24 protein-coding genes and 3 pseudogenes are annotated in these 25804 nt (G+C 62.1%); 15 read left to right on the forward strand and 12 right to left on the reverse strand.

The window, feature by feature from the left end; all coding sequences use genetic code 11:
* The first annotated feature begins 1 nt into the window (after window position 1).
* The 4 genes and pseudogenes from GGI60_RS14245 (at window position 2) to msrA (ending at window position 3477) form a co-directional block, all read left to right on the forward strand.
* Entirely contained in the window at window positions 2-889 is an 888-nt protein-coding gene (locus GGI60_RS14245; RefSeq protein WP_183916747.1) for a carbohydrate ABC transporter permease, read from the forward strand.
* Window positions 890-950: 61 nt separating this feature from the next.
* Entirely contained in the window at window positions 951-2027 is a 1077-nt protein-coding gene (locus GGI60_RS14250) for an ABC transporter ATP-binding protein (protein ID WP_183916749.1), read from the forward strand.
* A gap of 85 nt (window positions 2028-2112) precedes the next feature.
* Window positions 2113-2837, forward strand: a pseudogene (locus GGI60_RS14255) (inositol monophosphatase family protein).
* A gap of 130 nt (window positions 2838-2967) precedes the next feature.
* Entirely contained in the window at window positions 2968-3477 is a 510-nt protein-coding gene (msrA, locus tag GGI60_RS14260; protein WP_183916750.1) for a peptide-methionine (S)-S-oxide reductase MsrA, read from the forward strand.
* A gap of 158 nt (window positions 3478-3635) precedes the next feature.
* Here msrA and GGI60_RS14265 read toward each other — a convergent pair whose 3' ends face one another.
* From GGI60_RS14265 to GGI60_RS14290, 6 genes are read right to left on the reverse strand one after another with little or no spacing between them, the layout of a single operon-like run.
* The gene (locus GGI60_RS14265; protein ID WP_183916751.1) at window positions 3636-4925 is read right to left on the reverse strand and encodes an amidohydrolase family protein; all 1290 of its coding nucleotides are present in this window, start codon (window positions 4923-4925) and stop codon (window positions 3636-3638) included.
* 23 nt (window positions 4926-4948) lie between these two features.
* On the reverse strand, window positions 4949-5893 hold the full coding sequence (locus GGI60_RS14270; protein WP_183916752.1) for an ABC transporter permease: 945 nt from the start codon (window positions 5891-5893) through the stop codon (window positions 4949-4951).
* Window positions 5890-6939 (reverse strand): ABC transporter permease, encoded by a 1050-nt coding sequence (locus GGI60_RS14275; RefSeq protein ID WP_183916753.1) that lies wholly within the window; start codon window positions 6937-6939, stop codon window positions 5890-5892. Before GGI60_RS14275 ends, GGI60_RS14270 begins: the two co-directional genes overlap by 4 nt.
* Window positions 6929-8461: an ABC transporter ATP-binding protein gene (locus tag GGI60_RS14280; protein ID WP_183917015.1), complete on the reverse strand. Its 1533-nt coding sequence runs from the start codon at window positions 8459-8461 to the stop codon at window positions 6929-6931. The genes GGI60_RS14275 and GGI60_RS14280 overlap by 11 nt, the downstream gene beginning before the upstream one ends.
* Entirely contained in the window at window positions 8458-9870 is a 1413-nt protein-coding gene (locus GGI60_RS14285) for an amidase (protein WP_183916754.1), read from the reverse strand. The genes GGI60_RS14280 and GGI60_RS14285 overlap by 4 nt, the downstream gene beginning before the upstream one ends.
* A gap of 8 nt (window positions 9871-9878) precedes the next feature.
* Window positions 9879-10865: a BMP family protein gene (locus tag GGI60_RS14290; RefSeq protein ID WP_183916755.1), complete on the reverse strand. Its 987-nt coding sequence runs from the start codon at window positions 10863-10865 to the stop codon at window positions 9879-9881.
* A gap of 338 nt (window positions 10866-11203) precedes the next feature.
* On the opposite strand from GGI60_RS14290, the pseudogene GGI60_RS32630 reads away from it, so the two are divergent.
* From GGI60_RS32630 to GGI60_RS14305, 3 genes and pseudogenes are all read left to right on the forward strand, one after another.
* Window positions 11204-11314 (forward strand): annotated as a pseudogene (locus GGI60_RS32630) (CDP-alcohol phosphatidyltransferase family protein); the annotation flags it as partial.
* Window positions 11315-11415: 101 nt separating this feature from the next.
* Complete coding sequence (locus tag GGI60_RS14300) at window positions 11416-12036, forward strand: lysophospholipid acyltransferase family protein (protein ID WP_183916757.1); 621 nt, start codon at window positions 11416-11418, stop codon at window positions 12034-12036.
* Window positions 12033-12962 (forward strand): phosphatidate cytidylyltransferase, encoded by a 930-nt coding sequence (locus GGI60_RS14305; protein ID WP_183916758.1) that lies wholly within the window; start codon window positions 12033-12035, stop codon window positions 12960-12962. Before GGI60_RS14300 ends, GGI60_RS14305 begins: the two co-directional genes overlap by 4 nt.
* A 28-nt stretch (window positions 12963-12990) precedes the next feature.
* Here the strand turns inward: GGI60_RS14305 and GGI60_RS14310 are convergent, their stop codons facing one another.
* The 3 genes and pseudogenes from GGI60_RS14310 to GGI60_RS14320 all read right to left on the reverse strand — a co-directional run.
* Window positions 12991-13314 carry a chaperone modulator CbpM gene (locus tag GGI60_RS14310; protein WP_183916759.1) on the reverse strand — a complete coding sequence of 108 codons (324 nt, stop codon included), beginning with the start codon at window positions 13312-13314 and terminating at the stop codon, window positions 12991-12993.
* 2 nt (window positions 13315-13316) lie between these two features.
* Window positions 13317-14231 (reverse strand): DnaJ C-terminal domain-containing protein, encoded by a 915-nt coding sequence (locus tag GGI60_RS14315; RefSeq protein ID WP_183916760.1) that lies wholly within the window; start codon window positions 14229-14231, stop codon window positions 13317-13319.
* 139 nt (window positions 14232-14370) lie between these two features.
* Window positions 14371-14487: pseudogene (locus GGI60_RS14320) on the reverse strand (universal stress protein); the annotation flags it as partial.
* 142 nt (window positions 14488-14629) lie between these two features.
* Between GGI60_RS14320 and GGI60_RS14325 the strand changes: the two are divergent.
* Window positions 14630-15496: an NAD(P)-dependent oxidoreductase gene (locus GGI60_RS14325; RefSeq protein ID WP_183916762.1), complete on the forward strand. Its 867-nt coding sequence runs from the start codon at window positions 14630-14632 to the stop codon at window positions 15494-15496.
* A 66-nt stretch (window positions 15497-15562) separates the two neighbouring features.
* Here the strand turns inward: GGI60_RS14325 and GGI60_RS14330 are convergent, their stop codons facing one another.
* Both GGI60_RS14330 and GGI60_RS14335 read right to left on the reverse strand, forming a co-directional pair.
* Window positions 15563-16387, reverse strand: coding sequence for a phosphoenolpyruvate hydrolase family protein (locus GGI60_RS14330; protein ID WP_183916764.1), 825 nt, complete (start codon window positions 16385-16387; stop codon window positions 15563-15565).
* A complete protein-coding gene (locus tag GGI60_RS14335) occupies window positions 16384-17595 on the reverse strand; it encodes a Tm-1-like ATP-binding domain-containing protein (RefSeq protein WP_183916766.1) in 1212 nt (403 codons plus the stop codon). Before GGI60_RS14335 ends, GGI60_RS14330 begins: the two co-directional genes overlap by 4 nt.
* A 129-nt stretch (window positions 17596-17724) precedes the next feature.
* On the opposite strand from GGI60_RS14335, the gene GGI60_RS14340 reads away from it, so the two are divergent.
* From GGI60_RS14340 to yghU, 7 genes are all read left to right on the forward strand, one after another.
* Window positions 17725-18378, forward strand: coding sequence for a GntR family transcriptional regulator (locus GGI60_RS14340; RefSeq protein WP_183916768.1), 654 nt, complete (start codon window positions 17725-17727; stop codon window positions 18376-18378).
* A 79-nt stretch (window positions 18379-18457) separates the two neighbouring features.
* Complete coding sequence (locus GGI60_RS14345) at window positions 18458-19711, forward strand: ABC transporter substrate-binding protein (RefSeq protein WP_183916770.1); 1254 nt, start codon at window positions 18458-18460, stop codon at window positions 19709-19711.
* 59 nt (window positions 19712-19770) lie between these two features.
* Complete coding sequence (locus GGI60_RS14350) at window positions 19771-20706, forward strand: carbohydrate ABC transporter permease (RefSeq protein WP_183916772.1); 936 nt, start codon at window positions 19771-19773, stop codon at window positions 20704-20706.
* The gene (locus GGI60_RS14355; RefSeq protein WP_183916774.1) at window positions 20703-21530 is read left to right on the forward strand and encodes a carbohydrate ABC transporter permease; all 828 of its coding nucleotides are present in this window, start codon (window positions 20703-20705) and stop codon (window positions 21528-21530) included. Before GGI60_RS14350 ends, GGI60_RS14355 begins: the two co-directional genes overlap by 4 nt.
* 2 nt (window positions 21531-21532) lie before the next feature.
* Window positions 21533-22624, forward strand: coding sequence for a Gfo/Idh/MocA family protein (locus GGI60_RS14360; protein WP_183916776.1), 1092 nt, complete (start codon window positions 21533-21535; stop codon window positions 22622-22624).
* A gap of 17 nt (window positions 22625-22641) precedes the next feature.
* On the forward strand, window positions 22642-23022 hold the full coding sequence (locus tag GGI60_RS14365; protein WP_183916778.1) for a cupin domain-containing protein: 381 nt from the start codon (window positions 22642-22644) through the stop codon (window positions 23020-23022).
* Window positions 23023-23330: 308 nt separating this feature from the next.
* Window positions 23331-24206 carry a glutathione-dependent disulfide-bond oxidoreductase gene (gene yghU / locus GGI60_RS14370; protein WP_183916780.1) on the forward strand — a complete coding sequence of 292 codons (876 nt, stop codon included), beginning with the start codon at window positions 23331-23333 and terminating at the stop codon, window positions 24204-24206.
* An 82-nt stretch (window positions 24207-24288) separates the two neighbouring features.
* On the opposite strand, the gene GGI60_RS14375 is transcribed toward yghU, so the two are convergent.
* Window positions 24289-25803: an ABC transporter substrate-binding protein gene (locus GGI60_RS14375; RefSeq protein WP_183916782.1), complete on the reverse strand. Its 1515-nt coding sequence runs from the start codon at window positions 25801-25803 to the stop codon at window positions 24289-24291.
* Window position 25804 lies beyond the last annotated feature (1 nt).

Below are 25804 nucleotides of genomic sequence, written 5' to 3' on the forward strand. Positions count from 1 at the left end.
CATGGCTTACTCAGTTCTCAGTGACGGTACGACCAAGGCAAAGGCGACGGCGGCATTCGGTCGCGCGCAACGCGACCCCATGCGGTGGGTGGTGCTGGCCATCCTTATTCTGCTCCTCGCCTTTACGCTCTTTCCCTTTTGCCTGGCGCTGCTCAACGCCGTCAAGGCGAGCGCCGAATACGCGGTCGGCGGACCGCTTTCGATTCCCCGGTCGATCGATCTCACGGCGATCGAGAAATTCTGGACGGTGTCCGATTTCAGCCGCAAGCTGCTCAACAGCGTGGTGATCAGTCTCTCAGTTTCGGTGTTGGGGGTGCTGATAAGCCTGTTCAACGCCTATGCGATTGGAGTCGGCAAGGTGCCGGGTTCGCGCGCGATTTTGGTGGTCTTTCTTCTGGGCATCATGGTGCCGCAGGAGTCGATCATTTACCCGCTTTACTACATGGCGAAAGCCAGCGGTCTCTACGATACGCAGCTTTCCGTGATCATCATTTTCGCGGTCCTGCAAAGCGCTTTCGGAACTTACCTGCTCTCGACGGTGCTGAGTACTTTTCCCAAGGAAATCCTCGAAGCGGCCGAGATGGATGGCTCGACCCACTGGAAAACGCTGTGGTTCGTAGTCGTACCCATGTTGCGGCCGACGCTCATGGTCCTCGGAACCTTCTTTTTCATCTGGACTTGGAACGAATTCTTGATCCCGCTCGTCATGCTGGTATCCAACAACAACCAGACAGTCTCGGTCGCCATGGGCCTCACTCGCGGTCAGAACATGTCGGACCCGGTGCTGCAGGCCTCGGCGGCTTTCCTGGGTATAATACCGACCGTGATCTTCTTCTTGATCTTCCAGCGCACGCTAACGCGCGGAATCGCCGCCGGAGCAGTCAAATGACGACGTTTTTCACCCTTGACCATCTCATCGGTCCCGGTTGGGGACCAGCAAGGTTTTCGGCATGAGTCAGGACATCCAAATCGAACTCTTGGGCGTCGAGAAGCACTACGGCGCCTTCCACGCGCTTAAGAACGTCAACCTTTCAATTCCCAAGGGCACGTTCGTGGCGCTGGTCGGTCCGTCCGGATGCGGAAAGTCCACGTTGCTCCGTTCGCTTGCGGGGCTGGAAAAAATTACCGGCGGCACGCTGAAGATTGCCGGTGAGGTGATGAACGACGTGCCGCCCCGCGCGCGCGATATCGCCATGGTTTTTCAGAGTTACGCCCTCTATCCGCATATGACGGTGGAACAGAACCTGACCTATTCGCTGAAAATGCACGGCGTCCCTAAGGCTGAGGCAAAGCGAAAAGCCGAGGAAGTCGCTGTCATCACCGGTCTTTCCCGGCTGCTCGACCGTTATCCGCGCCAGCTTTCCGGGGGCCAACGGCAGCGCGTCGCGATGGGCCGCGCCATTATCCGCAACCCTCAGGCCTTCCTGTTCGACGAGCCGCTTTCCAATCTTGATGCCGCGCTGCGTGTCTCGATGCGCAAGGAAATCCGCGCCCTGCACGACCGGCTGGGCGCCACCTTCGTCTACGTCACCCACGACCAGGTCGAAGCGATGACGATGGCCGACCATGTGGTGGTGATGCGCGACGGCATCATCGAACAACAGGGCGCGCCGCTCGAACTCTACGACCGGCCGGCCAACCGGTTCGTTGCCGGTTTCATCGGCTCGCCGGCGATGAATTTCATTCCCGCGATCGTTGCCGACGACGGAAAGCACCTGGTGGTGGATTTCGGCGCGGTGAAGCAGAAGCTTGCGATAGCACGCGCCGTTGAACCCGGGCGGAAACTCGTCGCTGGCATCCGGCCGGAACATGTCGGCGTCGTCGAGCCCGGGCATGGCAGTTTCGACGTGCCGATCGCCTTCGTCGAATCGACCGGCTCGTCGACCTTCATCAGCGCGGCAACCGAGCCGGAACTAACGATCGTCGAGACGCGGCGCGACAGAGTCAAATCAGGAGACATGATCGGGCTGTCGGTCGATCCGGCCCAGATTCATCTCTTCGATGCATCGACGGACCGGCTGATATAATATCGCGCGAATGGGTATGGGCCTCTGCGAAGGGAATGGCTCCGCACGATTCCGCCGTCACATCTGCAGCCTCCGGATTTTCTTCATGGCATCCTCCCCGATATTAACGCGTCTTTCCCCGACCGCGTCGTCCCGCCTCCTCGTGCTTGCCGAGGCGGTGGTGAAGGCCGGCGAAACCGCCCGCGTCTCGCTGCGGCGGCGAACCTCTCGGGAAATGCTCGCCAAGGCGCCGCGCGACTAGGGCCGGACACGCCGATCATCTACATCGACCCGATCGACGGCACCACCAATTACGCCTGGGGCGTCCCGCATTTCGGCATGACGATCGCCATCGCCGAAGGCGGCAGGCTGGTGGCTGGCGTCGTCTATGACGCCATGCAGGACGAGTTGTTCAGCGCCGAGCGCGGCGGCGGCGCCTATCTCAATGGCGAGCGCATCCGCTGCGCCGATGTCGGCGACATCGAAAACGTGCTTATCGGCGCCGGCCTGCCGATCCCCGGCCAGGTCAAGGCGGTCGCCGAAGAAATCTATTTCGACGCCATCAAACGGCTGATGGCCAATACGGCAGGTGTGCGCCGCCTCGGCTCGGCGGCGCTGTCGATCGCCTATGTCGCCTGCGGCCGGCTGGACGGTTTTTTCGAGGATGGGCTTTCGATCCATGATTTCGGCGCCTCGGCGCTGATGGTCGAGGAGGCCGGCGGCATCGTCACCCGGCTTTCCGGTGCTGAGGTCGATGGGCGGGGCGATATCCTTGCGGCCAGCCAGGCGCTGCATCCCTGGCTCAAGGAAGGCTTCCGTATTAAGGCCTGATTTTCCTGAGCCAGCAGCGACTATAGACCTCATCATCTTCCCTTGGCGGCGATAGCGAGGCTGCGCTCATTGCGCCTTATGGAAATTGACGGCTCGGAACACTATCTCTTGGCAAACAAGGAGACACCCAATGACCGAAGAACGTGCAGTGCTCGCCGGTGGCTGCTTCTGGGGCATGCAGGACCTCATCCGCCGCTACAAGGGCGTGATCTCGACTCGTGTCGGCTATACCGGCGGCGACGTGCCGAATGCGACCTACCGCAACCACGGGACCCATGCCGAGGCGATCGAAATCATCTTCGACCCCGCCAAGATCAGCTATCGGGAAATCCTCGAATTCTTCTTCCAGATCCATGACCCGAGCACGCGCAACCGACAGGGCAACGACGTCGGCACGAGCTATCGCTCGGCAATTTTCTATACCAGTCCCGAACAGGAGCGCGTCGCCAGGGAAACGATCGCCGATGTCGACGCATCCGGCCTGTGGCCTGGAAAGGTCGTCACCGAAGTCGTGCCGGCCGGCGATTTCTGGGAGGCCGAGCCCGAGCACCAGGATTATCTGGAGCGCATCCCGAATGGCTACACCTGCCATTTCGTCCGGCCTGGCTGGAAACTGCCGGCCCGTCAGAAGATCGCCTGATAGCGCTCATGGATGCCAGGAGCGACTCCGGCCTGCAGCGTCTGCGCGATTTGCTGGTGGCATATATGACGCCGGAGGGGTGTTTTTCGACTCCCGCGCCGCGCCTGGATCATCACAGCTCGCCGCGCGGCGGGATAGTACGCAGGCGTCCCCGCGTCTCAATAGCGCGGTGCATAATCCCGACCGCCGTCGATCTGCGCCGGGCGCCCATCCAGGAAAAGCTCGCCGATGCGCGGCGCCGAGCGGGCGATGACCTTCCCGCGGCGGATCACCGCCAGCCGGTTGGGCTTCAGCCGCAGCGCCTCCAGCGTGTCGCTGGCTTGGAGGATGACGAGGTCCGCTTTGCAACCTCTCTCCAGTCCGTAGCCAGCGAGCCCCATCGTCTTCGCCGAATTGACGGTCAGCGCGTCGAAAATCCTCTTCTTGTCGTCGATGCCGGCCATCTGCGCGACATGGATCGCCATGTGGCCTACCTCCAGCATGTCGCCGGACCCCATTGAATACCAGGGATCCATGACGCAATCGTGCCCAAAAGAGACATTCAGCCCGGCATCCATCAGCTCGCGGACCCGGGTCATGCCGCGGCGCTTCGGATAGGTGTCGTGCCGGCCCTGCAGCATGATGTTGATCAGCGGGTTGGGGATCACGTTGATCTCCGCCTCGGCCATCAGCGGGATGAGCTTGGAAACATAATAATTGTCCATCGAATGCATCGAGGTCAGATGCGAGCCGGCGACACTTCCCTGCAGGCCGAAGCGGATGGTTTGCGCGGCCAGCGTCTCGATATGGCGCGAGAGCGGGTCGTCGGTTTCGTCGCAATGCATATCGACCGGCAGGCCGCGCTCGGCGGCGATGCGGCAGAGCGCCTCGACCGACGCCGTGCCGTCATCCATCGTCCGTTCGAAGTGGGGAATACCGCCGACGATGTCGACGCCCATATCGAGCGCCCGGTTGAGAGCGTCGATCGCCCCCGGCGAGCGGTAATAACCGTCCTGGGGGAAGGCGACCAGCTGCAGATCGATATAGGGCGCGACCCGTTCGCGGACTTCGATCATCGCCTCGACGGTCACCAGTCTGGGATCACTCGTATCGACATGACTGCGGATGAAAAGCAGGCCTTGCGTCACCGCCAGATCGCAATAACGCAGCGCGCGATCGACCAGTTCCTCCCTGGTCACGATAGGGCGCAGCTCCCCCCAGAGCGCGATGCCCTCCAGCAACGTGCCGGAGACATTCATGCGTGGCAGCCCGAGCGACAGGGTGGCGTCCATATGGAAATGCGGATCCACGAAAGGCGGGCTCACCAGCCTGCCGGTGGCGTCGATTTCCTCTGCCGCCTGCGCCTGCAGATTACGCTCGACGGCGACGATCATGCCGCCCTCGATACCGATATCGATGCCGGTTCGGCCATCGGGGAGATTTGCATTTCTGACGATCAGATCAAACATCGGAACCTCGTTTGAAAGGGCGGCTAGCGTTCGCCGCGCCGATAGGGCTGCATTAGCGCCTGCGGCACGCGGGCGCGGCGGGCCATGATCGCAAGAGCGGCAATGGAAAGGATATAGGGCGTCATCAGGAAGAGCTGATAGGGTACAAGCCCGCTTAACGCCGTTTGCAGCCGAAGCTGAAAGGCATCGAAGAAGGCGAAGAGCAGAGCCCCGAACAGCGCGCGGCCCGGCCGCCAGGAGGCGAATACGACAAGCGCGATGCAGATCCAGCCGCGCCCCTGCACCATGGTCGGAAAGAAGCTGTTGAACGCCGACAAGGTCAGGAAGGCGCCGCCCATCCCCATCAGAGCGCTTCCGGCAACCACAGCGCCATACCGCACCTTCATTGGATCGACGCCCTGGGCTTCCGCCGCATGCGGATTTTCACCGGTCATGCGGATTGCAAGCCCCACGGGAGTGCGGAAGATGATGTAGGCCATCAGGAGTGCGATAAGGATCGCAAGATAGGTCGGCGCCGTCTGCGTGAAGAAGGCCGGGCCGATGAACGGCAGCGTCGAGAGACCGGGAATGGCGATCGGCTGAAACGGCACGATGGTGGGCGGCGTATTGGCAAGCGGCACGATCAGCCGGAAGACATAATAGCTGAAGCTTGAGGCAAAGAGCGTCACACCAAGACCGGAGACATGCTGCGAGAGCCCGAGCGTCACCGTCAGCGACGCGTGCAGCAGGCCGAAGACGCCACCGGCGACTGCGGCGATCAGCAGGCCGGTCCACAGATCGGCACCATGATAGACGGAAAGCCAGCCGATCATTGCGCCGAAGGTCATGATGCCTTCGATGCCGAGGTTGAGCACGCCGGCCCGTTCGCAGAGCAGGGCTCCGAGCGTGCCGAAAATCAGTGGCGTGGCGATCCGCAGGATTGCCGCCCAGAGCCCGGCGGAGGCGATGATATCGAATAATTGCGTCATCGCCGGATCCTGTATTGCGTAAAGAACAATGCGATCAGCATCGTCAGGAGCGAGAGCGCCACCGTGACGTCGGCAATATAGGTCGGGATGCCGAGACCCCGGCTCATGCCGTCGGCGCCGACGAACATCGTGGCCGTGAAAATGGCGGCGAAGACAACACCAAGCGGATTGAGGTTGGCGAGCATGGCGACGACAATGCCGGCATAGCCGAAACCGGGCGACAGGTCGGTCGTCACGTAGCCCTTGACGCCCATCACCTCGATTGCTCCTGCAAGCCCTGCAAGCCCACCGGAGAGACAGGCGACCTTCACCAGCGTTCTTCCGAGCGGCACACCAGCAAAAACCGCACCGGCAGGGTTAAGGCCCGCGGCGCGCGATTGCATACCAAATACGGTGCGGGACTGGACGAAGTGAACGATGATCGCCAGCACTATCGCGATCGCAAAACCGATATGAAGGCGCGAGCGGGCGATCAGCTTCGGCAGCATGGCGTGATCGCTGACGGATTGCGACTGCGGCCAGCCGAAGGCAAGCGGATCCTTGAGGACGCCGTCGATGAGCATCGAGACGAAAAGCACGGCGATGAAATTCATCAGCAGGCTGGTGACGACCTCATCGACGGAAAAGCGCAGTCTCAGCCATAGCGGGAGTAAAATCAGCACCATGCCGGCGATTGCACCGATCATCAGCAAGAGTGGAATAAGAATGGGTGCCGGAAGATTGCCCAGCAGTTTCGAACTCGCTGCCGCAACGGCGATCGCGCCAAGATAGAACTGGCCCTCGGCGCCGATATTCCAGAGCCGCGCCCGGAAGGCGACGGCAGCGGCAAGTCCGGTCAGCATCAGCGGCGTCGCCCGCGTCAGCGTTTCGGTCGCCGAAAGCCGCGATCCGAAGGCGCCGGTCAGAATGCGCCAATAGGCATCGAGGACAGGCGCGCCGGCGATCGAGATCAGGATGCCCGCCAGCGCAAGCGCCGCGACGACGGCGATAACCGGCGTGACGATCAGGAGGGAAAGCGGGCGGTGTTCGCGGCGCTCAAATCGCATGGCCGACCTCGCGGGTCTCTTGCCATTCCCCGGCCATCATCAGCCCCAGCCTGCGGGCATCGGCGCCGTCGGCGTCGACGGGCGGCGACAGCCGGCCGCCGACGATCGCCTGTATGCGGTCTGCGAGCGCGATCACCTCGTCAAGATCCTCCGAGATCAGCAGCACGGCAGTCCCCTGCCGGCGGGCTTCGAGCAGGCGCGCATGCACGGCGGCAACGGCGCCTTCATCGAGGCCGCGGGCAGGCTGCGCCGCGATCAGGATGCGCGGCCGCCGATAGAGACTGCGCCCGAGAATGAGCTTCTGCATATTGCCCCCGGAAAGAAGCCGCGTTCGGATTGCCGGGCCGCCACCACGAACATCGAAGCCGTCGATGATCTCGCGCGCAAACGCCATGCCGGCTTTGCGGTTGACGAGACCGTTGCGCGAGAAGGCCGGCGAGGCGATCCGCTCCAGCACGGCGTTTTCCCAGATCGCCATTTCCCCGATCACGCCCTCATGGTTGCGGTCCTCGGGAATGCGGCCGATGCTTGCTTCGACGACATCGGCGACTCCAAGATCGCCGACCGCTTCGCCGAACAGCCTGAGGTCGCCGCCGCTGCGCGCCAGCGTGCCGGAAAGAAGGTGCGCCAGTGCCGCTTGGCCGTTGCCTGAGACGCCGATGATGCCGAGGATCTCGCCCTGATGCAGCCGGAAGCTGATCGATTTCAGACGATCGATGCCGCCGGTTCGTACGGTCACACCTGCGGCCTCGAGCGCAACGGCGCCGGGTGTCGACGGTTCGCGCACGGGCCGTGTTACGCGGTGCCCAATCATCAGCTCGGCGAGTTCCGCCTTGCCGGTTTCCGACGCCCGGCGTTCGGCGACCATCTTGCCTGCGCGCAGCACGACGATGCGGTCAGCCGCCGCCATCACCTCGTCGAGCTTATGTGAGATGAAGATCAGCGACAGGCCCTGGCGGGCCATTTCCTTGAGCGTCGTGAACAGCCGCTCGGCTTCGATGTTGGTCAGCACCGCCGTCGGCTCATCGAGGATCAGAATGCGGGCATCGTTGTAGAGCGCCTTGAGGATTTCCACTCTCTGCTGCTCGCCGACCGAAAGGTCGCCAAGACGGGCATCGGGATCGACTTGCAGGCCGAAGCGTTCCGAAATCGCCAGGAGTTTGTTGCGCGCCGCCGATGTTGCCGATCGCCAGGACCACAGCCCCTCCGTGCCGGTCATGACGTTTTCGAGGACAGTCAGATTGGGCGCGAGCGAGAAATGCTGATGCACCATGCCAACGCCGGCGCGGATCGCCGCGCGCGGCTTGCCCTGCGGCAGCTCGGCACCTTCGATCAGAATTTGGCCGGCATCCGGCACGTAGTGACCGAAAAGGATGCTCATCAGCGTGGTTTTCCCCGCGCCGTTCTCGCCGAGCAGGGCGACGACCTCGCCCCTGGCCAGCGTCATGGAAATATTGTCATTGGCAAGATTGGCGCCGAAACGTTTGCTGACGCCGACAATTTCGAGAACGGGCCCGGTCATGACGGCAACCCCGCCACCGGATAACGGTGCTGCCATCGCCCCTCGGCCTCCAGGCGTGCCGCAAGCGACAGAAGCCCGGGCTCGTGCCCCATCGGCATCATGAGCTGCACCGGCAGCGGCATGGCATGCTCATCCTGTCCGAAAGGTAGCGTCAAAGCAGGAAAACCCGAAATATTGGCAAGGCAGGCAAGCGGCGCAAACGCGGTCATTCGCTCCAGATGCAGATCGGTGTCGGCATGATCGGACGGAAAGGAGCCGATCGCAAGAGGCGCGGAGGCAAGCATCGGCATCAGGATGCAGTCGACCGTGTCAAACAGCCCCCAGACGGCGTGGCTTACCAGGACAGCATCGTTCAGCGTTTTCCAGAGTTCGATGGCCGAAAGCGCTCGTCCCCGTATGGCGAAAGCCTGCGTAAGCGGCTCGGCCCTGCTTTCATCGAGGGCTGCTGCCTCGATGAGGGCGGTGAGATTGACCGAAATGATATCAGCGAAGGCGCGGCTGCTGGCGGCGACGCTCCATTCGAAATCGGCCCAGGTCAACGGAACGGTGACATATCCGTCCTTCTCGAGCACCCGTGCCGCGTCCTCGACGGCTGCAAGCCGGTCATCCGAGGTCGGATAGACCGGTCCGGTGTCGGTCAACAGGCCAATCCGCAAACGGCCGGTGCCGAAACCGGCGGGAGAGGGATCCGGAACGGGTCCGCACGCATTGCCGCTCAGATTGCTGAAGATAAGTGCCGTATCCCGCACCGAGCGGCAGACCGCCAGTTCGCTCGCGATGCCGGCAAGGTGGTTGCCAAAAGAAGGTCCGCCGGGGATGGCGCCGCGGGTCGGCTTCAGTCCGACAAGGCCGCAACAGGCGGCGGGCACGCGGATCGAGCCACCGGCGTCGGTGGCGTGGGCAATCGCGACGATCCCGGCGGCAACCGCTGCCGCTGCACCGCCGGACGAGCCGCCGGCGGTGCGCGCCGGATCGAGCGGGTTGCGACAGACAGGTCCGATTGCCGGTTCGCTGGCGAGCGAAAGGCCAAATTCGGGGCTCGTCGTCAGGCCGAATAGACAAAAGCCGGCGTCGCGGAATCGCGAAGCGAGATCGGAATCGGCCTCGCCGTCCTTTCTCGCGAAGAGGCGGGAACCGGCCGCTACCGGCAGTCCGCGGAAGGGACCGCCAAGATCTTTCGCCAAGGTCGGCACGCCGGCAAAGGGCCGCGCCGAAGAATGCTCGGGCGGGAGCTGCCGCTCCCGGTCGCAGGCCTGCGCTGCAGCGAGACCCATGGCGCCGTCGAGATAGGCGATCGCGCCGAGCGGCTCATGCCGCGCGGCTGCCTCAAGGGAGATCCGCATCGCTTCTGCAGCGCTCAAGCTGCCATGCCTGATCGCTGCCGCAAGTTCCGTTGCGTCGCCCTGCATCAGCCGAACTACTTCGGCTCTTCCATCATCTTCGGCACTTCGAAGGTGCCGGCCTTGATCTCTGCCCGCTTGGCTTCCATCGCGGCCTCAGCCTCGGCAGGCGCAACACCCTTTACGAAGACGATATCGCTGCCGCCTTCCTTCATCAGGCCGTAAGACGTGTAGTTCCTGCCGACCGGCTTGCCGGCAGCGACATCGGCAATCGCGGCATTCAGGATCGGTCGGAAATACCACATGGCGTTGGCAAACACCGTATCGGGATAACGCGGCGTGTAATCGACCAGCGAACCGACCGACTTGATGCCGCGTTCCTTGGCGGCATCGGCCGTGCCGATGCGCTCGCCGAACAGGATATCGGCGCCGGCGTCGATCTGGGCGAGCCCGGCCTCGCGGGCCTTTGGTGGATCGAAGAAGGTGCCGATGAACGAGACGAGGTGTTTTGCGTCGGGGTTGACCGCCTTGACGCCCGCGGCAAAGGCGTTGATCAGCATGTTGACCTCCGGGATCGGAATGGCGCCGACCGAACCGACGACGTTCGACTTGGTCATCTTGCCCGCCAGCATCCCGGCCAGATAGGCGCCGTCGTGATTCCAGGTGCCGAAAACACCGAAATTGTCGCCGGCCTGGTCGCCGCTCGAACCCAGCACGAAAGCGGTATCCGGATAATCGGCCGCGACCTGCCGGGCCTCCTTCTCCACCGCATAGGCCTCGCCGATGATCAGCTTGTTGCCCTGTTCGGCATATTCGCGCATGGCGCGGGGATAATCGGTGCCGGAGACGCCCTCGGAGAAGACATATTCGATGACGCCGTCCTTGGCGGCGTCCTGAAGGGCCTTGTGGAGACAGGAATTCCAGGCATTTTCAACCGGCGACGCATGAATGCCGGCAACTTTCAGCGGGGCGGCGGCCCTGGTGAGCGGGGCGAAGCTGGTCACTCCGAGCGCAATGCCCGATGCGATCACTGCCCGGCGTGAAATCAGGATGTCTTTGGTCATCGATTGCTCCCCTTTTTTTACCATCTGGTTTAAAAATCATAGTAGCGCCTAAAAATGTGTCAAGGAGAGAATAGGCTTAAAAATCAGGCTGATCACCCGCTGTGCTCTTTCTTTGTACACCGATTTTTCAGCGTCCTGATGGCGTCGCGACTTGGCGCAAGAAACGCGGCGTGGCAGGCTGCATCCCCGTCGCCGCCATGCTTTTCGGTTGAGATTTATCGCGTCAAGACGCACGTCCTTCGCTTCGGGGCGAGCGGGCTTGGACCGGATCGCCGGGGGGCTTGGCGCGGTGGCATTGGCAGGGTATTCAGAAGACTATTGGGCTGGGGAAACAATAAATGGGTGAAGAAGGGGCCTCGCGGCGACCGATCGCGAGCCGGTCGTCGTCCTGGGCGATCGCCATGAGCGCGTGGCTGGCGCGCATCGGCGTCACGCCGAACAGCATATCCAGCCATTGGTTGCTGATCCTGACCTCAGCCATCATCGCGGCCGGAAGCCTGGTCATCTGCGTCACCCGCACGATAACGCTTGCCCGTTCGCTGGAGAGACTATGACCGCGCTCATCCGTCGTCTTCTTGTGCTGTTCGTCCGTGTCATGGTCGGCGCTCGAAGCGAGTGGCGGGGCTGCACGCCCGACACGCGCCGCCGCATCTATTTCGCCAATCACAACAGTCATGTTGATACGGTCGCCGTCATGGCCGCCCTGCCATACCAGGTGCGGCGGCTGACCCATCCCGTTGCGGCGCGCGACTATTGGGGTACGAGCGCCCTTCGCCGTTTCATCGCGGAGAAGGGCCTGCGCGCCGTTCTGATCGACCGCAAACCTCTGCCGGACAGCAACCCGCTCGAGCCGCTCGAGCGGCTGCTCGAAGAGGGGCGTTCGATCCTGATTTTTCCGGAAGGCACGAGAAGCGCCACCGAAGAGATCGCCCCATTCCGCAGCGGCATCTATCGCCTTGCCTGCCGTTTCCCCGATGTCGATCTCGTACCGATCCATCTCGACAATCTGCAGCGAATCCTACCGAAGGGAAGCATACTGATCGTGCCAATCACCTGCACGGCGCGTTTCGGCAAGCCGCTACGCGTAGAACCGGGCGAAGGCAAGGAAGCATTCCTGGCCCGTGCCCGTGCCGCGATCATCGAGCTGGCAGACGGAGGGCGCGTCGCATGACCAGCCTGTTCTCCATCGTCCTTGCCGCGATCCTCGGCCTGCTCGCCGTCGCTTCCGCCATCGGTTTCATTCTGCAGCGGCGCGCGACCGAACCCGGTTCCGTCGCCACCGTCCAGAACCTCAATGCCCGCATCCGTTCCTGGTGGCTCATGGTCGCGATCTTCGGCGGCGCGATCCTGCTCGGCGATGCGGCGGTCGTCATCCTGTTCGCATTCCTGTCCTTCATGGCGCTGCGCGAATTCTGGACGCTGACGCCTTCACGGCGTGGCGACCACCAGGCGCTATTCCTATCCTTCTTCGTCGTCCTGCCGCTGCATTACGTGCTGCTTGGAACGTTGTGGTACGGCCTCTTTGCGATCTTCATTCCCGTATATGCCTTCCTGATCCTGCCGGCGGTGGCGACGCTCACGGGCGACGTCAATGAATTCCTGGCGCGGACTGCCAGGGTGCAATGGGGATTGATGCTGACGGTCTATTCGATCAGCCATGCGCCCGCACTGCTTATGCTTGAGACTGGCACGCCCTCAGCCCTTCTCCTCGTCTATCTCGTCATCGTCGTGCAGCTCAGCGACGTCTTCCAGTACGTCTGGGGCAAGCTTCTCGGAAAACATCGTTTCTCGCCGAACATCAGCCCCTCGAAGACACTCGAAGGCCTGATCGGCGGCGGCGCCTCGGCGATCCTGGTGGGAACGCTGCTCTACCGCCTGACGCCGTTCTCATCCCTGCAGGCGGCGGCCATCAGCACGGTCATCGTCGTCGCCGGTTTCTTCGGCGGCTTCGTGCTCTCGGCGATCAAACGCGATCTCAACGCCAAGGACTGGGGCTATGTGATCGAAGGTCATGGCGGCGTGCTCGACCGGCTGGATTCGATCACCTTCGCCGCGCCGCTGTTCTTCCACATCGTCCGCTACTGGTTCACCGCGTGAGAAATATCCGCCTGATGCGGCTGGCTCCTCAAAACCGGTCTATTTCCTCAAGGCTTTCGATGAGCCGCTGCTGAACCTCCCGCTCTTGTCGGCCGATGGCCGTCACCAGCTTGCTCATCGTTCCCCGCAGCGTGTGCAGCTGATCTACGAGATTCATGACGACATCGACGCCGGCTTCGTTGACACCCATATTGCCTATGAGATCGAGGATGAGCCGGCCGCGGGCGACATCGGCCTCGCGAAACTGCCGACCTTCTCCTGACATCTCCGGGATCAGCCAGCCCCTTTCGACCCAGAAGTCGAGCTGGACGACATCGATTTTCAAGTAAAGACGGAACTCATGATCATCCACGATCAGGCCTCCATATTCTTCCTCGCATCGTATGGATTTGCCGCCGCCCATTCCTTAACCAGGGAGGTCAGCCTTTCGTCTGGATTATCGGGCAGCACAATCTTCAAGGAGACATAGACGTCGCCGTGTCCGCCGCCGCGTTTTGGGACGCCCTTGCCCCTGAGACGCAGGACCTTGCCCGTATTCGAGTGCGGCGGCAGCGTCACGTTGACAGGTCCCGAAGGTGTCGGCACGCGGACCTTGCTGCCGAGCACCGCCTCGCCAAGCGAGATCGGCAGTTCCAGGCGGATGTCGTCGCCGTCGCGCGTGAAGAAGCGATGGGGCCTCACCCGGATTTCGATAAGGGCATCGCCCGGCGGCCCACCTCCAAGGCCTGGTTCACCTTTGCCACGCAGCCGCAAGGTCTGGCCGTCTCGGGTTCCGGGCGGGATCTGGACATCGAGCTGCGGCCCGTCCGGCAGCTTGATCTCGGTCCTGGTGCCGTTGACGGCCTCGAGAAAGTCGACCTCCATGGAGAAACGCCGATCCTGGCCCTGGCTGCGCATCCTGCCGCCGCCGGCGCGGCGCGAAAAGAAATTGGCAAAAGTATTGTCGATATCGGCGAAATCGGCGAAACCGGAATTGTTGCGATAAGGATCATTGGCACCGCTCGCCGAGGCATAGTCACGGTAATAGCTACGCTGCGCCCGCTCGGCGCCCGTCATATCGATCTCGCCGCGGTCGAAACGTCGCCGCTTCTCTTCGTCGCTCAAAATTTCGTAGGCGGTCGAAATATCCTTGAATCGGTCCTCGGCCTTTTTGTCGCCGGGGTTAAGGTCGGGGTGAAGTTTCTTGGCGAGCTTGCGGAACGCGCTCTGAATATCCTTCTGCGTCGCGTCCCGCTTCACGCCCAGAAGCTCATAGGGATCCTGGCTCATGCATATCTCCGGTCGGGCAGTCCATGCTGCCGGTTGGCTTGGCATTGATATAGGTTGCCGGGCCGCCGCCGGGGAGGGGCAACCCACGGGGTACCTCAAGCCGGTGATCCTGTGATCGGTGGCGGGAACTTGCCAGAGGTCAGAGCAGGGCAGTGTCTTCAGTTTGCAGCGCGGCGCCCTTATGCGCCTGGGCTAAACGCCGATCGACGAGAACTGAGCATCCCGCATGACGCACGATCTTCTCGACGATTGAGGAGTCCCTCAGTGAAGCGGCGGCGTGCACGGGAAGACCGTCGCCCGCTTTCAACAGGAGCATCCTGCCGCCTTGTCGCAGTTGACGGCGGTCCGATCGGCGATAGCTCTGATGCGATGTCGTCGTCACGCTATAGGGGTTTCACATGCCGAATTTCGCAATTATCGGAGCGGGCTCAATGGGAAGCGCTGTCGCCAGACGGCTGATCGACCAGGGCGCCACGGTGCTGACTTGCCTCGAAGGCCGGAGCGAGGAGACGATCGCGCGCGCCAAGGCAGCCGGCATGGTACCGGTCGAACGCGGGGCACTGACGGACGCCGAGCTGATCCTGTCGATCGTTCCGCCGGCGGAAGCGGTCGGCGTCGCCGAATTGGTCGCGAAGATATCATCGGGGATGCCGGCGCCGCCGCCCTTTATCGACCTCAATGCGATCGCGCCAAAAACCATGCAGGCCGTGGCGGCGCGGTTCAATGGCAGCCGGGTAGAGGTTCTCGACGGCGCCATCATCGGCGGGCCGCCGGTTCCCGGCAAATCAGGACCGGCCATCTATATCAGCGGCGATAGCGGGGAGCGAAGCAGGCGGCTCGAAGATTACGGCTTGCGGGTTCGCAAGCTCGACGGCCCGCTCGGCGCGGCTTCGGCGCTGAAGATGTGTTATGCCGGCATCAACAAAGGCTTTATCGGACTCGGCACCGCAGTGCTGCTGGCCGCATCTCGTTCCGGTGCTGCCGAAAGCCTGAAGGCCGAACTCGCAGAGAGCCTTCCCGACGTTGACCGCAAGCTGACGAAATCCATTCCCGACATGTATCCGAAAGCCTATCGCTGGATCGCCGAAATGCAGGAAATCGCCGACTTCCTGGGAAAGGACGATCCGGCAGCGGAGATTTTTCGCGGCATGGCAGGGGTCTTCTTGCAGCTGGCCGACGACGTGAAGGGCAGCCGCGCGCTGGTCAGGCAGCTGGACGAGATCCTTGGCTCCCCGGAAAGCGCCGGCGCGATGGTCATGCCCTGACCGCTTTTGCTGCCGGCGCCCTACCTTGGAGGCGCCGGCAGCTGGCGTGGCCAGTCCAAGCCGCGCCTAAATCTTTACAAAATCCTCGACCTGTGCCCTGATCGCGATTTCGGTCGGCAATCGCTCCATCGAACTTGCGCCGTAGAAGCCGTTGCATCCCTTGCAGCGGGCGAGCACGTATGCGGCATCCGCGGGCATAGCAATCGGCCCGCCGTGGCAGAGCACGATGACGTCGTCGCGCACGCATCTGGCGGCATCCGTCCAGGCGTTGATCTTCTCCACGCATCCGTCGAGCGTTAGCGCCGTTTCGGCGCCGATCGCACCGCCTGTGGTCAGGCCGAGATGGCAGACGACGATGTCAGCGCCGGCCCGGGTCATGGCAACGGCGTCCTCAGCACTGAAGACATAGGGCGTCGTCAGCATGTCCTTGGCGTGGGCGCGGGCGATGATGTCGATCTCGAGATCGAAGCTCATGCCGGTTTCTTCGAGATTAGCGCGGAAGGTGCCGTCAATCAGCCCGACGGTGGGAAAATTCTGTATGCCGGCAAAACCCATCGCCTTCAGCTCGTCGAGGAAGTGATCGGGCAGCATGAAGGGATCGGTGCCGTTGACGCCGGCCAGCACCGGCGTGTGGCGCACGACGGGCAGAACCTCGCGGCCCATCTCCCTGACGATGTCGTTGGCATTGCCATAGGCGAGCAGGCCCGCCAGCGAGCCGCGGCCGGCCATGCGGTAGCGCCCGGAATTGTAGATCACGATCAGGTCGATGCCGCCGGCCTCCTCGCTCTTGGCGGAAAGCCCGGTGCCGGCGCCGCCGCCGATGATCGGCTGGCCTTCGGAGATCTTGCGGCGAAGCCTGTTGAGAATGTCGTTTCTATCGATACGGGTCAAAATTCCCTCCTTGAGGTATGGATGTCATGAAAGTTGGCGACGAGTGCCGCGGCGAATTCCGGGCTGTTGATATGGGCGTCTATCTCGATGAGGCGCCTGTTCGGCGCATCGCGCCAGCCGTCTCGGATGGCGGCAAACAGCGCCGCGTCGGCTTCAGGATGGTGGAACGGCTGACCGGCGGCGTCGATGACCGAAACGCCGTGGAGCGGCAGCAAGAAACGGACCGGACCCTGCATCCGGTTCAGCCGTTCGACGATGAAGGCCCCGATTCGGCCGTTTTCCTCCGGTGTGGTGCGCATCAGCGTCACCTGCGCATTATGGACGTGAAGCCTGCGGTCGCGGAAAGGCGCCGGCACGGTTTCCCGCGCGCCGAAATTCACCATGTCGACGGCGCCGACCGAGCCGACATAGGGTAGGCCGGTGCGGATGACGGCGCCGAAGCGATCTTCGGTCGCCGGAAAAACGCCGCCGACAAGGAGATCGGCAACCTCCGTCGTCGTCACGTCAATCACGCCCTGCAGCAGGCCGGAATCGGCAAGTTTTTCCATCGACTGCCCGCCGACGCCGGTCGCATGGAAGACGTAGATTTCGTGCATTTCGCCGAGCATCTCACGCACCTGCGTGACGCAGGGGGTGGTAACGCCGAACATGGTCATGCCGATGCCCGGCCGATCATCGCTCGAGGTGGGGATGGGATTGCGAGCCATGCCGGCCGCCGCGTTCGCCGCATTGCCGATCACCCGGCGCGAGATCGCGTTCAGGCCGGCGACATCGACGACCGAGTACATCATGGTGAGATCGTTCGGCCCGACATAGGGCGCGACATTGCCGGAGGCGACCGTCGAGACCATCAGTTTCGGCAGGCCGATGGGAAGTGCCCGCATCGCTTCCGTCACCAGCGCGGTATTGCCGGTTCCGCCGAGGCCGAGTACGGCGCCTACGTCATCCCGCGATTTGAGGAATGCGGTTAGCGCCTTGGCCATGGCCGAAACCGCCGTTCCCCGGTCCGTCTGCCCGAGCACGGCCGCCGCACCCTCCGGATGGAATTCGGCGACTTCGCGCGACCGGACATTGGCGCCAGCACCCTCCCCAAGCGTACCAACATCGACCAGCACGGCATCGGCGCCGGCCAACAGAACCACCTCCTTGGCGTAATTCAGTTCTGCGCTTTTGGTGTCGCAGGTGCCGACGATAAAGACCTTCCCCATTGCTTTTCCTCCGCTTTCTATTTTTCCTGTGAGCTTTCGATAAAATTCCTGTTTTTGTATTTTCCATATTGTATATTCTTTCGCATATTGCATACTTAAACCCTCAACGCCAGACGGAAATGAACAACCATGAACGCACCGCGCCACCTCACCCTTCGCGAGCGGATCTACGAGGAAATCGTTCGCCTGATCGTCTCGGGCGAACTGCCGAGCGGTGTATCGATCGATGAAAAGGAACTGACGGAACGCCTGCAGGTCAGCCGCACGCCGTTCCGCGAGGCGATCGGCACGCTTGCCAAGGAAGGGCTCATCGAGATCAAGCCTTATCGCGGTTTCTTCGTGCGCAGCTTCACGCCGAAAGAGATCGACGACCTCTATAATTTGCGCAAGACGCTCGAATGCTTCGCCGTCGAGCTCGCCGTTCCTGAAATGAGCGACCGGCATATCGCAAATTTCGAGCGTATCCTGGATGAGGCAGTGGCCGCATTGCGCCGTCGCGACATGGAAACCTACGGCATTCGCGATAAGGAATTCCACGAGACCATTGCCGAGCTTTCGGGGAGCGCGCCGCTGATCGAAACGCTGGCGCGGCTCGCACTGCAGATTCAGATCTGCCGCTCGATCGCCAATGAGAGCCGTGATCTGGCCGAAAGGGCGGCCGAAGAGCGCGATCAGATCCTGCAGGCGTTCCGGGCGCGCGACATTGGCCGCGCCAAGGCGCTGATGCACGCGCATATCAGCGATGTCCAGCAGGCCGTCATGGCACGCTTTCAGAAGGGTTAGCCGAAAGACATGAAGGGGAGGGAGGTCTCCTTCAGCAACCGAACAACAGGGGCCGTGGAGCGGCCCGGAGGAGGGAACAATGCTGAAATTTCTTGCCCGCAGCACTGCACTGGCGGCGATCGCCGCAAGTTCGCTGGCGGCACATGCCGAAACCCTGAAGATGTGGGGGCCCGAGCAGATCACCGAGCCGCTCGTCGCGCAGCTCTGGAACGGCATCAAGGCCGATTTCGAAAAGGCCAATCCCGGTGTGACCGTCGAATTCATGCCGCCGACCGGCACGATCAGCAACGGCGCGGTGCAGGCCGCCATACAGTCGGATGCCGGACCGGACGTGATCCTCACCAACTCCGGCATCGGCCGCATCAGCGTCGTCAAGAACGCCAAGCAGGTCATGCCGCTCACCCAGCAATATGAAAAACGCGGCTGGAAGGACAAGATCTATCCCTGGCTCTACACCGAGCTGAAGGGCCAGTTCGGCGGCGAGATCTATGAGGTTCCCGATGGGCTCGATGCGCTGGGCATCTGGTACCACAAGGATATTTTCGCGCAGGCCGGCTGGAAGATCCCAGCCACCTGGAGCGAATTCGAAACGCTGATGAAGTCGATCGAGGAGACCGGCCTGCAGCCGATCGCCATCGGCCCGCGCACATCAGGCAGCGCCGGCCATCTCTTCGGCAACCTGCTGCAGTCGGCGAGCGGCAAGGAGGTGATCGGCAAGGCGCTGCGTCGCGAGATTGCCTGGGACGACCCGTCAGTCGCAGCCGGCGCCATCCGGCTGCAGAAGCTGGTCGAGGCAGGCGACATCAAGAAGGAAATGGCCGGCCTCGATCTCGACGGCGCCTCGCGCCTCTGGTTCAACAAGCGTGCCGCCATGTTTGTTGCCGGCCCGTGGTTCACCGCCAATGCCCGCAAGGCCGGTTATGATCTTACGAATGCCGGCTACGCGCCGATGCCGTCCGACATCAAGGGCGCGGCGATGCCGACCGGCGGCGTCGGCTGGAGCTGGCTGGTGCCGGTCAACTCGAGACAGCCGGAACTCGCGATGAAATGGATCGACTTCATGCTGTCGGACGCGGTGATGAAGAAGCGCGCCCAGGATCCGGCAAGCACGATGATCTATCCCCGCGATATTCCAGGCTTCGAGCCTCCGACTCCCGTGCTGAAGGACATCTTCGCAGCCGCCGCCGGCGGCGTCGGTTACAATCCGAGCGTCTATCTGCCGGGCACCGTGCTCGACACCTATTTCCAGGTCATCCAGGGCCTCATCTCCGGCCAGATCGGCGGCGAAGAAGGCATGAAGCAAATCCAGGCCAAAATGGCAGAGGCGAAATAGTGGTCATTCCCGAAACATCAGGCAGCAAGGTCGTGGCTCCTCTCAGGGATGCACGTGCCGTGGCGGGACATACGGGCGGCCTGTCTGTCCGTATGTCCAAACGCCGGGCGGCGAGGTCCGGCTCAGCCGATGGCGATGCCGGCACCGCATTCTGGCTGATGGCGCCGGCTCTCGGCCTCTATGCCGTCTTCACCCTGCTGCCGATCGCCGCCACCTTCTGGTTGAGCTTCAACAGCTCGTCCGGCTTCAACACCTCCGCGGCCTTCGTCGGCTTCGACAACTATGCCAAGGCGGCGCACGATCCGATCGTCTGGAGGAGCCTAGTCCATACCTTCGTATGGCTGGCTTATCATGTGGTGATGGCGGGCGGCCTCGGCCTGCTGCTGGCGCTTGCCGTCAGCCGGCTGAGGATCACCCAGGTCTTCTTCCGCACCGCGTTCTTCCTGCCGCATCTGGTATCTCTGGCCGTGGTCGGCGTCATCTGGGCCAATATCTACGATCCGTTTTTCGGCCTTTTGAATACGGCGCTGACGCGGATCGGGCTCGGCGCCTTCACTCAGGGCTGGCTTTCCGATCAGGCGCTGGTGCTCTTTTCCGTCAATCTCGCAAGCTCCTGGCAGGGTTTCGGCCTCTACATGCTGCTCTTCATCGCCGGCCTGCAGAATATCGACCGCTCGCTCTACGACGCGGCTGAGGTGGACGGCGCCAACGCCTTCCAGAAGCTGATTCATGTGACGCTGCCGGGGCTTCGTGAGGTGACGACCTTCGTCGTCTCGCTGGCGATGATCAACGGCCTGAAAGGCTTCGCCACGGTCTTCGTCATGACCAATGGCGGGCCATTCTACCAAAGCGAACTGATCACCACCTATATCTACCGGCTCGCCTTCCAATCCCAGGATCATGGACTGGCGGCAGTGCTCTGCATCCTGCTCAGCCTGCTGGCAATTGCCATTACCATCGTCTTCAACCGCTGGCGCGCGAGGCTTTCGCAATGAGTATGCGCAATCGCGAATGGCCGGTGGCGCTGGCGCTGACGCCTGTCTTGATCCTGATCCTCGCCCCCTTCGTCTGGCTGCTGATCTCCAGTTTCAAGACCGAGGCCGAGATCGGCCAAGCCGACCCTTTCACCTGGCCCGCCGACCTGATGTGGCGGAACTATCTGGACGCCTGGAAGATCGGCGGCTTCGGCGATCTCGTCGGCAACAGCCTCATCAATCTCGTCGGCGTCGTCGTCCTGTCGCTGATCACCTGCGCCCCTGCCGGCTATGCGCTCGCCAAGATCCGTTTTCCCGGCCGGGAATGGCTATTCTACGCCTTCATTCTCGGCCTCACCGTGCCGGTTCAGGCGATCGTCATCCCGCTCTACCAGGTGCTCTTCGGGCTCAACCTCGTCAACACGCTTGCTGGTATCGTGCTGGTGCAGGTCAGCAACGGAATTCCCTTCGGCATATTCCTGATGCGGAGCTTCTTCATCGGCGTGCCGGATGATCTGATCGAGGCCGCGAAGATCGACGGCGCTTCGCATCTCCAGATCCTCACCAAGGTCTTTCTGCCGATCTCAACGCCGGCGGTGCAGGCGCTCGTCATCATCAGTGCGCTCTCCACCTGGAACGATTTCTTCCTGCCGCTGATCGTGCTGATCAGCCCCGAAGTTCAGACGCTGCCGCTCGGGCTGGTTCGTTTCGCCAGCACCTACGCCTCCGATTACCGCTTGGTCTTCTCGGGCACCGTCATTTCGTTCCTGCCGATCATTCTTCTCTACATCCTGATGCAGCGCCGCTTCACCGAGGGGCTGACGCAGGGAGCAATCAAGGGCTGACCATGTCGCACCACGTCCAGCAGGAAATCCGCTACAATTTCGAATTCGATCACCGCATCAGGGCCTGCTTCATCGGCGCCGGCGGCCATGCCTACCGCAATATTTACCCGGCGCTGCGGTATGCGCCGGTCGAGCTCGCCGGCATCTGCGATCTCGATCTTTCCCGCGCCGAAAAGTTCGCCAAGCTTTTCGGCGCCGGCAGGGCCTATACCGATCACCGCGACATGCTGGAGCAGGAAAAACCGGACTTGGTCTTTCTCGTCACCGCCTATCATCCCGACGGCCGGGTGCAGGCAACAGATCTGGCGCTCGACGCGCTCGCCGCAGGCGCGCATGTCTGGATGGAAAAACCCACAGCCGCGACGATGGAAGACATCGAAAGGTTGCAGGCGGCAAGTGCCGCAGCCGGCCGCATGGTGATGACCGGTCTCAAGAAGACCTTCTTCCCGACCATCGAGAAGCTCAGGGACTTGATCGGCTCGCCCGGTTTCGGCCGGCTGACCTCGATCAATGTCCGCTATCCCCAAGCCCTGCCGAAGCCTGAAGAGCGCGCCGATCTCGTCAGGATGCAGAGCTTCCTCGACCATATCTATCATCCCGGCGCGATCCTCCATTTCCTCGGCGGCGAGATCGAACGCGCGAGCTATGAATGGGAGGCGCTGTCGGGGGCTACCGTCACCAGCCTGCGCTTCCGCTCCGGCGCGATCGGCACGCTGCATCTGGCGGCCGGCCAATCCGGCGGCAGCATCTTCGAGCGGGTCGAGATCATCGGCGAAGGGGCCAATGCCATCGTCGAAAACGGCAGCCGGCTGACCTACTTCCGTAAGGCGGACCTGCCGTCCTATGGCCGCGCCGCAAGCTTTATCCAGCCGGACGAGAATGCGGCGCTCATCTACGAGCCGGAGCATTCGCTCGGCCAACTCTACAACAACAACCTCTTCTATCTCGGCTATGTGGGAGAGATCCTGCATCTGACGGATGCGATCCTTTCCGGCACCTCAATCACCCGGGGCACACTGGAAATCGCCCGCGAGATCATGAAGCTCTTCGACTTTTTTAGACGCGCGGATGCCGGCGTCACCACCAATCTCTGAACGGGGGAAAGACAGCCTTGACCGAGACAGATATGATTTTCAGGAAAGCCGGCGGCGAATTCATGCCGACCACCTGGGGCGAACTCAACTGGAAGATCACCGGCGACGGCACGCCGGGCGCCGAGATGACTTTCGGCACCTGCCGCATCAATCCCGGCGAGCGCAACCAGCTGCATTCCCATCCCGATTGCGAGGAGATCCTCTATGTCGTTTCCGGCCATTGCGAGCACAAGCTCGGCGATGCACTTTACCGGCTCGAAGCCGGCGACGCCATCCGCATTCCCCGCAATGTGCGCCATTGGGCGCGCGCGCTCGGCACCGAACCGCTCTTCGCGCTGATCATGTTCTCCTCCGGCACTAGGACGGCGGTCAATCATGAAGGCGAGGGGGCGGCCTGAGCGTAACGCTGCGTCCCGGCACTGAGCGATCCCGGCAAAATTCATCTGCGGCATCAGGCCGGAACAGTTCGTCATCGCCGACGAGGGAACACTGGCGAAAATCATCGTCGTCGAGCCGACGGGCAGGCGTCTTGCGGAAGCGGAGCTCTCAGGCGGCCTTTCTCCTGCATTTGCTAATATTCTGACGATTGTGTGAAGCCGCCCCGACACCTGTGACAAACCCTCATCGCCTCTGCTATGTCAGCAAAAATGCGGTGGCCAGCCGATTGCCGCCGAACTCTATCCGACCAATGCCAGGAGTTTGAAAGATGAACGGTTCTTCCGATTACGTACCACCGAAGGTCTGGACCTGGAACAAGGCGAATGGTGGCCAGTTCGCCAACATCAATCGCCCGATCGCAGGCCCGACACATGAGAAGGAGTTGCCGATCGGCCGTCATCCGCTGCAGCTTTATTCGCTCGGCACGCCGAACGGCCAGAAGGTCACCATCATGCTCGAGGAATTGCTGGCGCTTGGCCATAGCGGCGCCGAGTATGATGCCTGGCTGATCCGGATCGGCGATGGCGACCAGTTCGGAAGCGGCTTCGTCAAGATCAATCCCAACTCGAAGATCCCGGCGCTGATGGACCGTAGCGGCGAAAAGCCGATCCGCGTCTTCGAGTCCGGCGCCATCCTCACCTATCTCGCTGAAAAGTTCGGGGCTTTCCTGCCGACCGAGCCGAGCGAGCGCGCCGAATGCCTGTCGTGGCTGTTCTGGCAGATGGGAAGCGCACCGTATCTTGGCGGCGGCTTCGGCCATTTCTACGCCTATGCTCCGACGAAGATCGAATATGCGATCGACCGCTTCGCCATGGAAGTGAAGCGTCAGCTCGACGTGCTGGATCGCCGCCTTGCCGAAAGCGAGTATTTGGCAGGCAGCCAATATACGATCGCCGATATTGCCGTTTGGCCGTGGTATGGCGGGTTGGTGAAGGGCTGGACCTACGGGGCAGCCGAGTTTCTGCAGGTCGAGGACTATAAGAACGTGCTGCGCTGGGCCGACGCCATCCACAGCAGGCCGGCCGTACAGCGCGGCCGGATGGTCAACCGCCTCTCCGGCGATCCCTCGACGCAATTGCACGAGCGCCATGACGCCAGCGACTTCGAAACCAGAACGCAGGACAAGCTGGCGGCTGCCGAGTAAGCAAGCCGCATCAGCGATTTGTGGCAGCAATAATCAGGCTCCGCCGCCTTTAGGCGACGGAGCACTTACGAGCTGCCGGGCCTCAGTTCTTGACCGTATCTTCCAGAAAGAAACGGCCGAGCGGGTTCTGGTGGAAGTTCTCGATATTCTTGCGCGAGACGTTGATGTAAGGGCTGTAATAGAGGTCAATCCAGTTGACGTCGTCCTTGGCCATCTTCTGCAGATCGACATACATCTCTTGACGCTTCTTCGGGTCAAGCTCGAGACGCGCTTTGGCGACCAGTTCCTTGACCGCCTCATTCTTGTAGTTGGTCATATAATTATTGTTCGAATCGTGGCCGAGAACGAAGGTTGTCTTCTGGTCCGGATCGAGGATGTCGTTCGTCCAATAATTGACGGAGATGTCGTAGTCGCCCGCAACCGTCATGTCCCATTCCTGGCTCGGGTCGACCTTTTGCAGGTTGGCGGTAATGCCGGCCTTCTGCAACTGCTGCTGGACCAGCACGGCCGTCTGTTCGTCGACTTCGTCACCGGCGCGGATCAGATAATTGAGCGTCAGGTCGGAAGCGCCAGCAGCAACCAGCATCTCCTTTGCTTTTTCAGGATCGTAGGGCCGCTGCAAATTATCGGCGAAATAATAAAGCGCGCCTTTCGGAATGTAAGAGTTGGCGACCGTGCCCTGACGGAAGGTGACGGCGTCGACGATCGCCTTCTTGTCGATCGCCAAGTCGAGCGCCTGGCGGACTTCCTTCTTGGCGAGCGCGCCGTGCGCATGGTTGATCAGAAGATGATCCTCGCGAGTCGAGGGATCGATGTCGACGTTGAGGTTTGTATCCTTCTTCAGCTCCTCGACCCGGGAAAACGGTACAAAGATCGCCGCATCCAGCTCGCCGGCCTGGACGTTGAGCATCCGGGTATTGTCGTCGGGTACGGAGATCCACTCCACGCCGTCGAGCTTGACGCGGTCGGCCTGCCAGAAGTTCGGGTTCTTCTTCAGGATAATGCGGTCGCCACGCCGCCATTCCTCGACGGTGAAGGCGCCGGATGCGACCGGCCTTTCGGCATAGGCATCGGCGCCTAGCGCTTCCATGCCCGCCTTCGAAATGACGGAGGCGTTCGGCAGCGCCAGCGTTGACAAGAACGGCGCCGACGGATTCTTGAGCTTGATCGTCAGCGTATGCGCGTCGGTCGCAGCCGCCGTGTCGATCACCTTGTAGGAATCGCTCCAGAGCGAGGCAGGGTCGTCGCGGATGCGCAGCAGGCTGTAGGCGGCGTCCTCCGCCGTAAGCGGCGAACCGTCCGAGAATTTCGCATTGCGGATCTTGAAGGTGTAGGTCAGGCCGTCATCCGAGGCGGTCCAGCTTTCAGCAAGGCCCGGCTCCAATTTCGTGCCCGTCTTGTCGACGCGGATCAGCACGTCATAGACGTTGGAAAACACCCAGTTGTCGATGTTCTGCGCGGTCTTGATCGGATCGAATGTCGTCGAATCCTCACGGCGGCCAATGGTGAGTACACCGGCGGCCTCGGCATAACTGGCGCTGAGGGCCAGACCGGCGAGCAAGGTTGCAAGCCCGATTGATTTCCACCTGTTTGTCACG

It is taken from the genome of Rhizobium lentis, assembly GCF_014200175.1.
Taxonomy (GTDB): Bacteria; Pseudomonadota; Alphaproteobacteria; order Rhizobiales; family Rhizobiaceae; genus Rhizobium; species Rhizobium mulingense.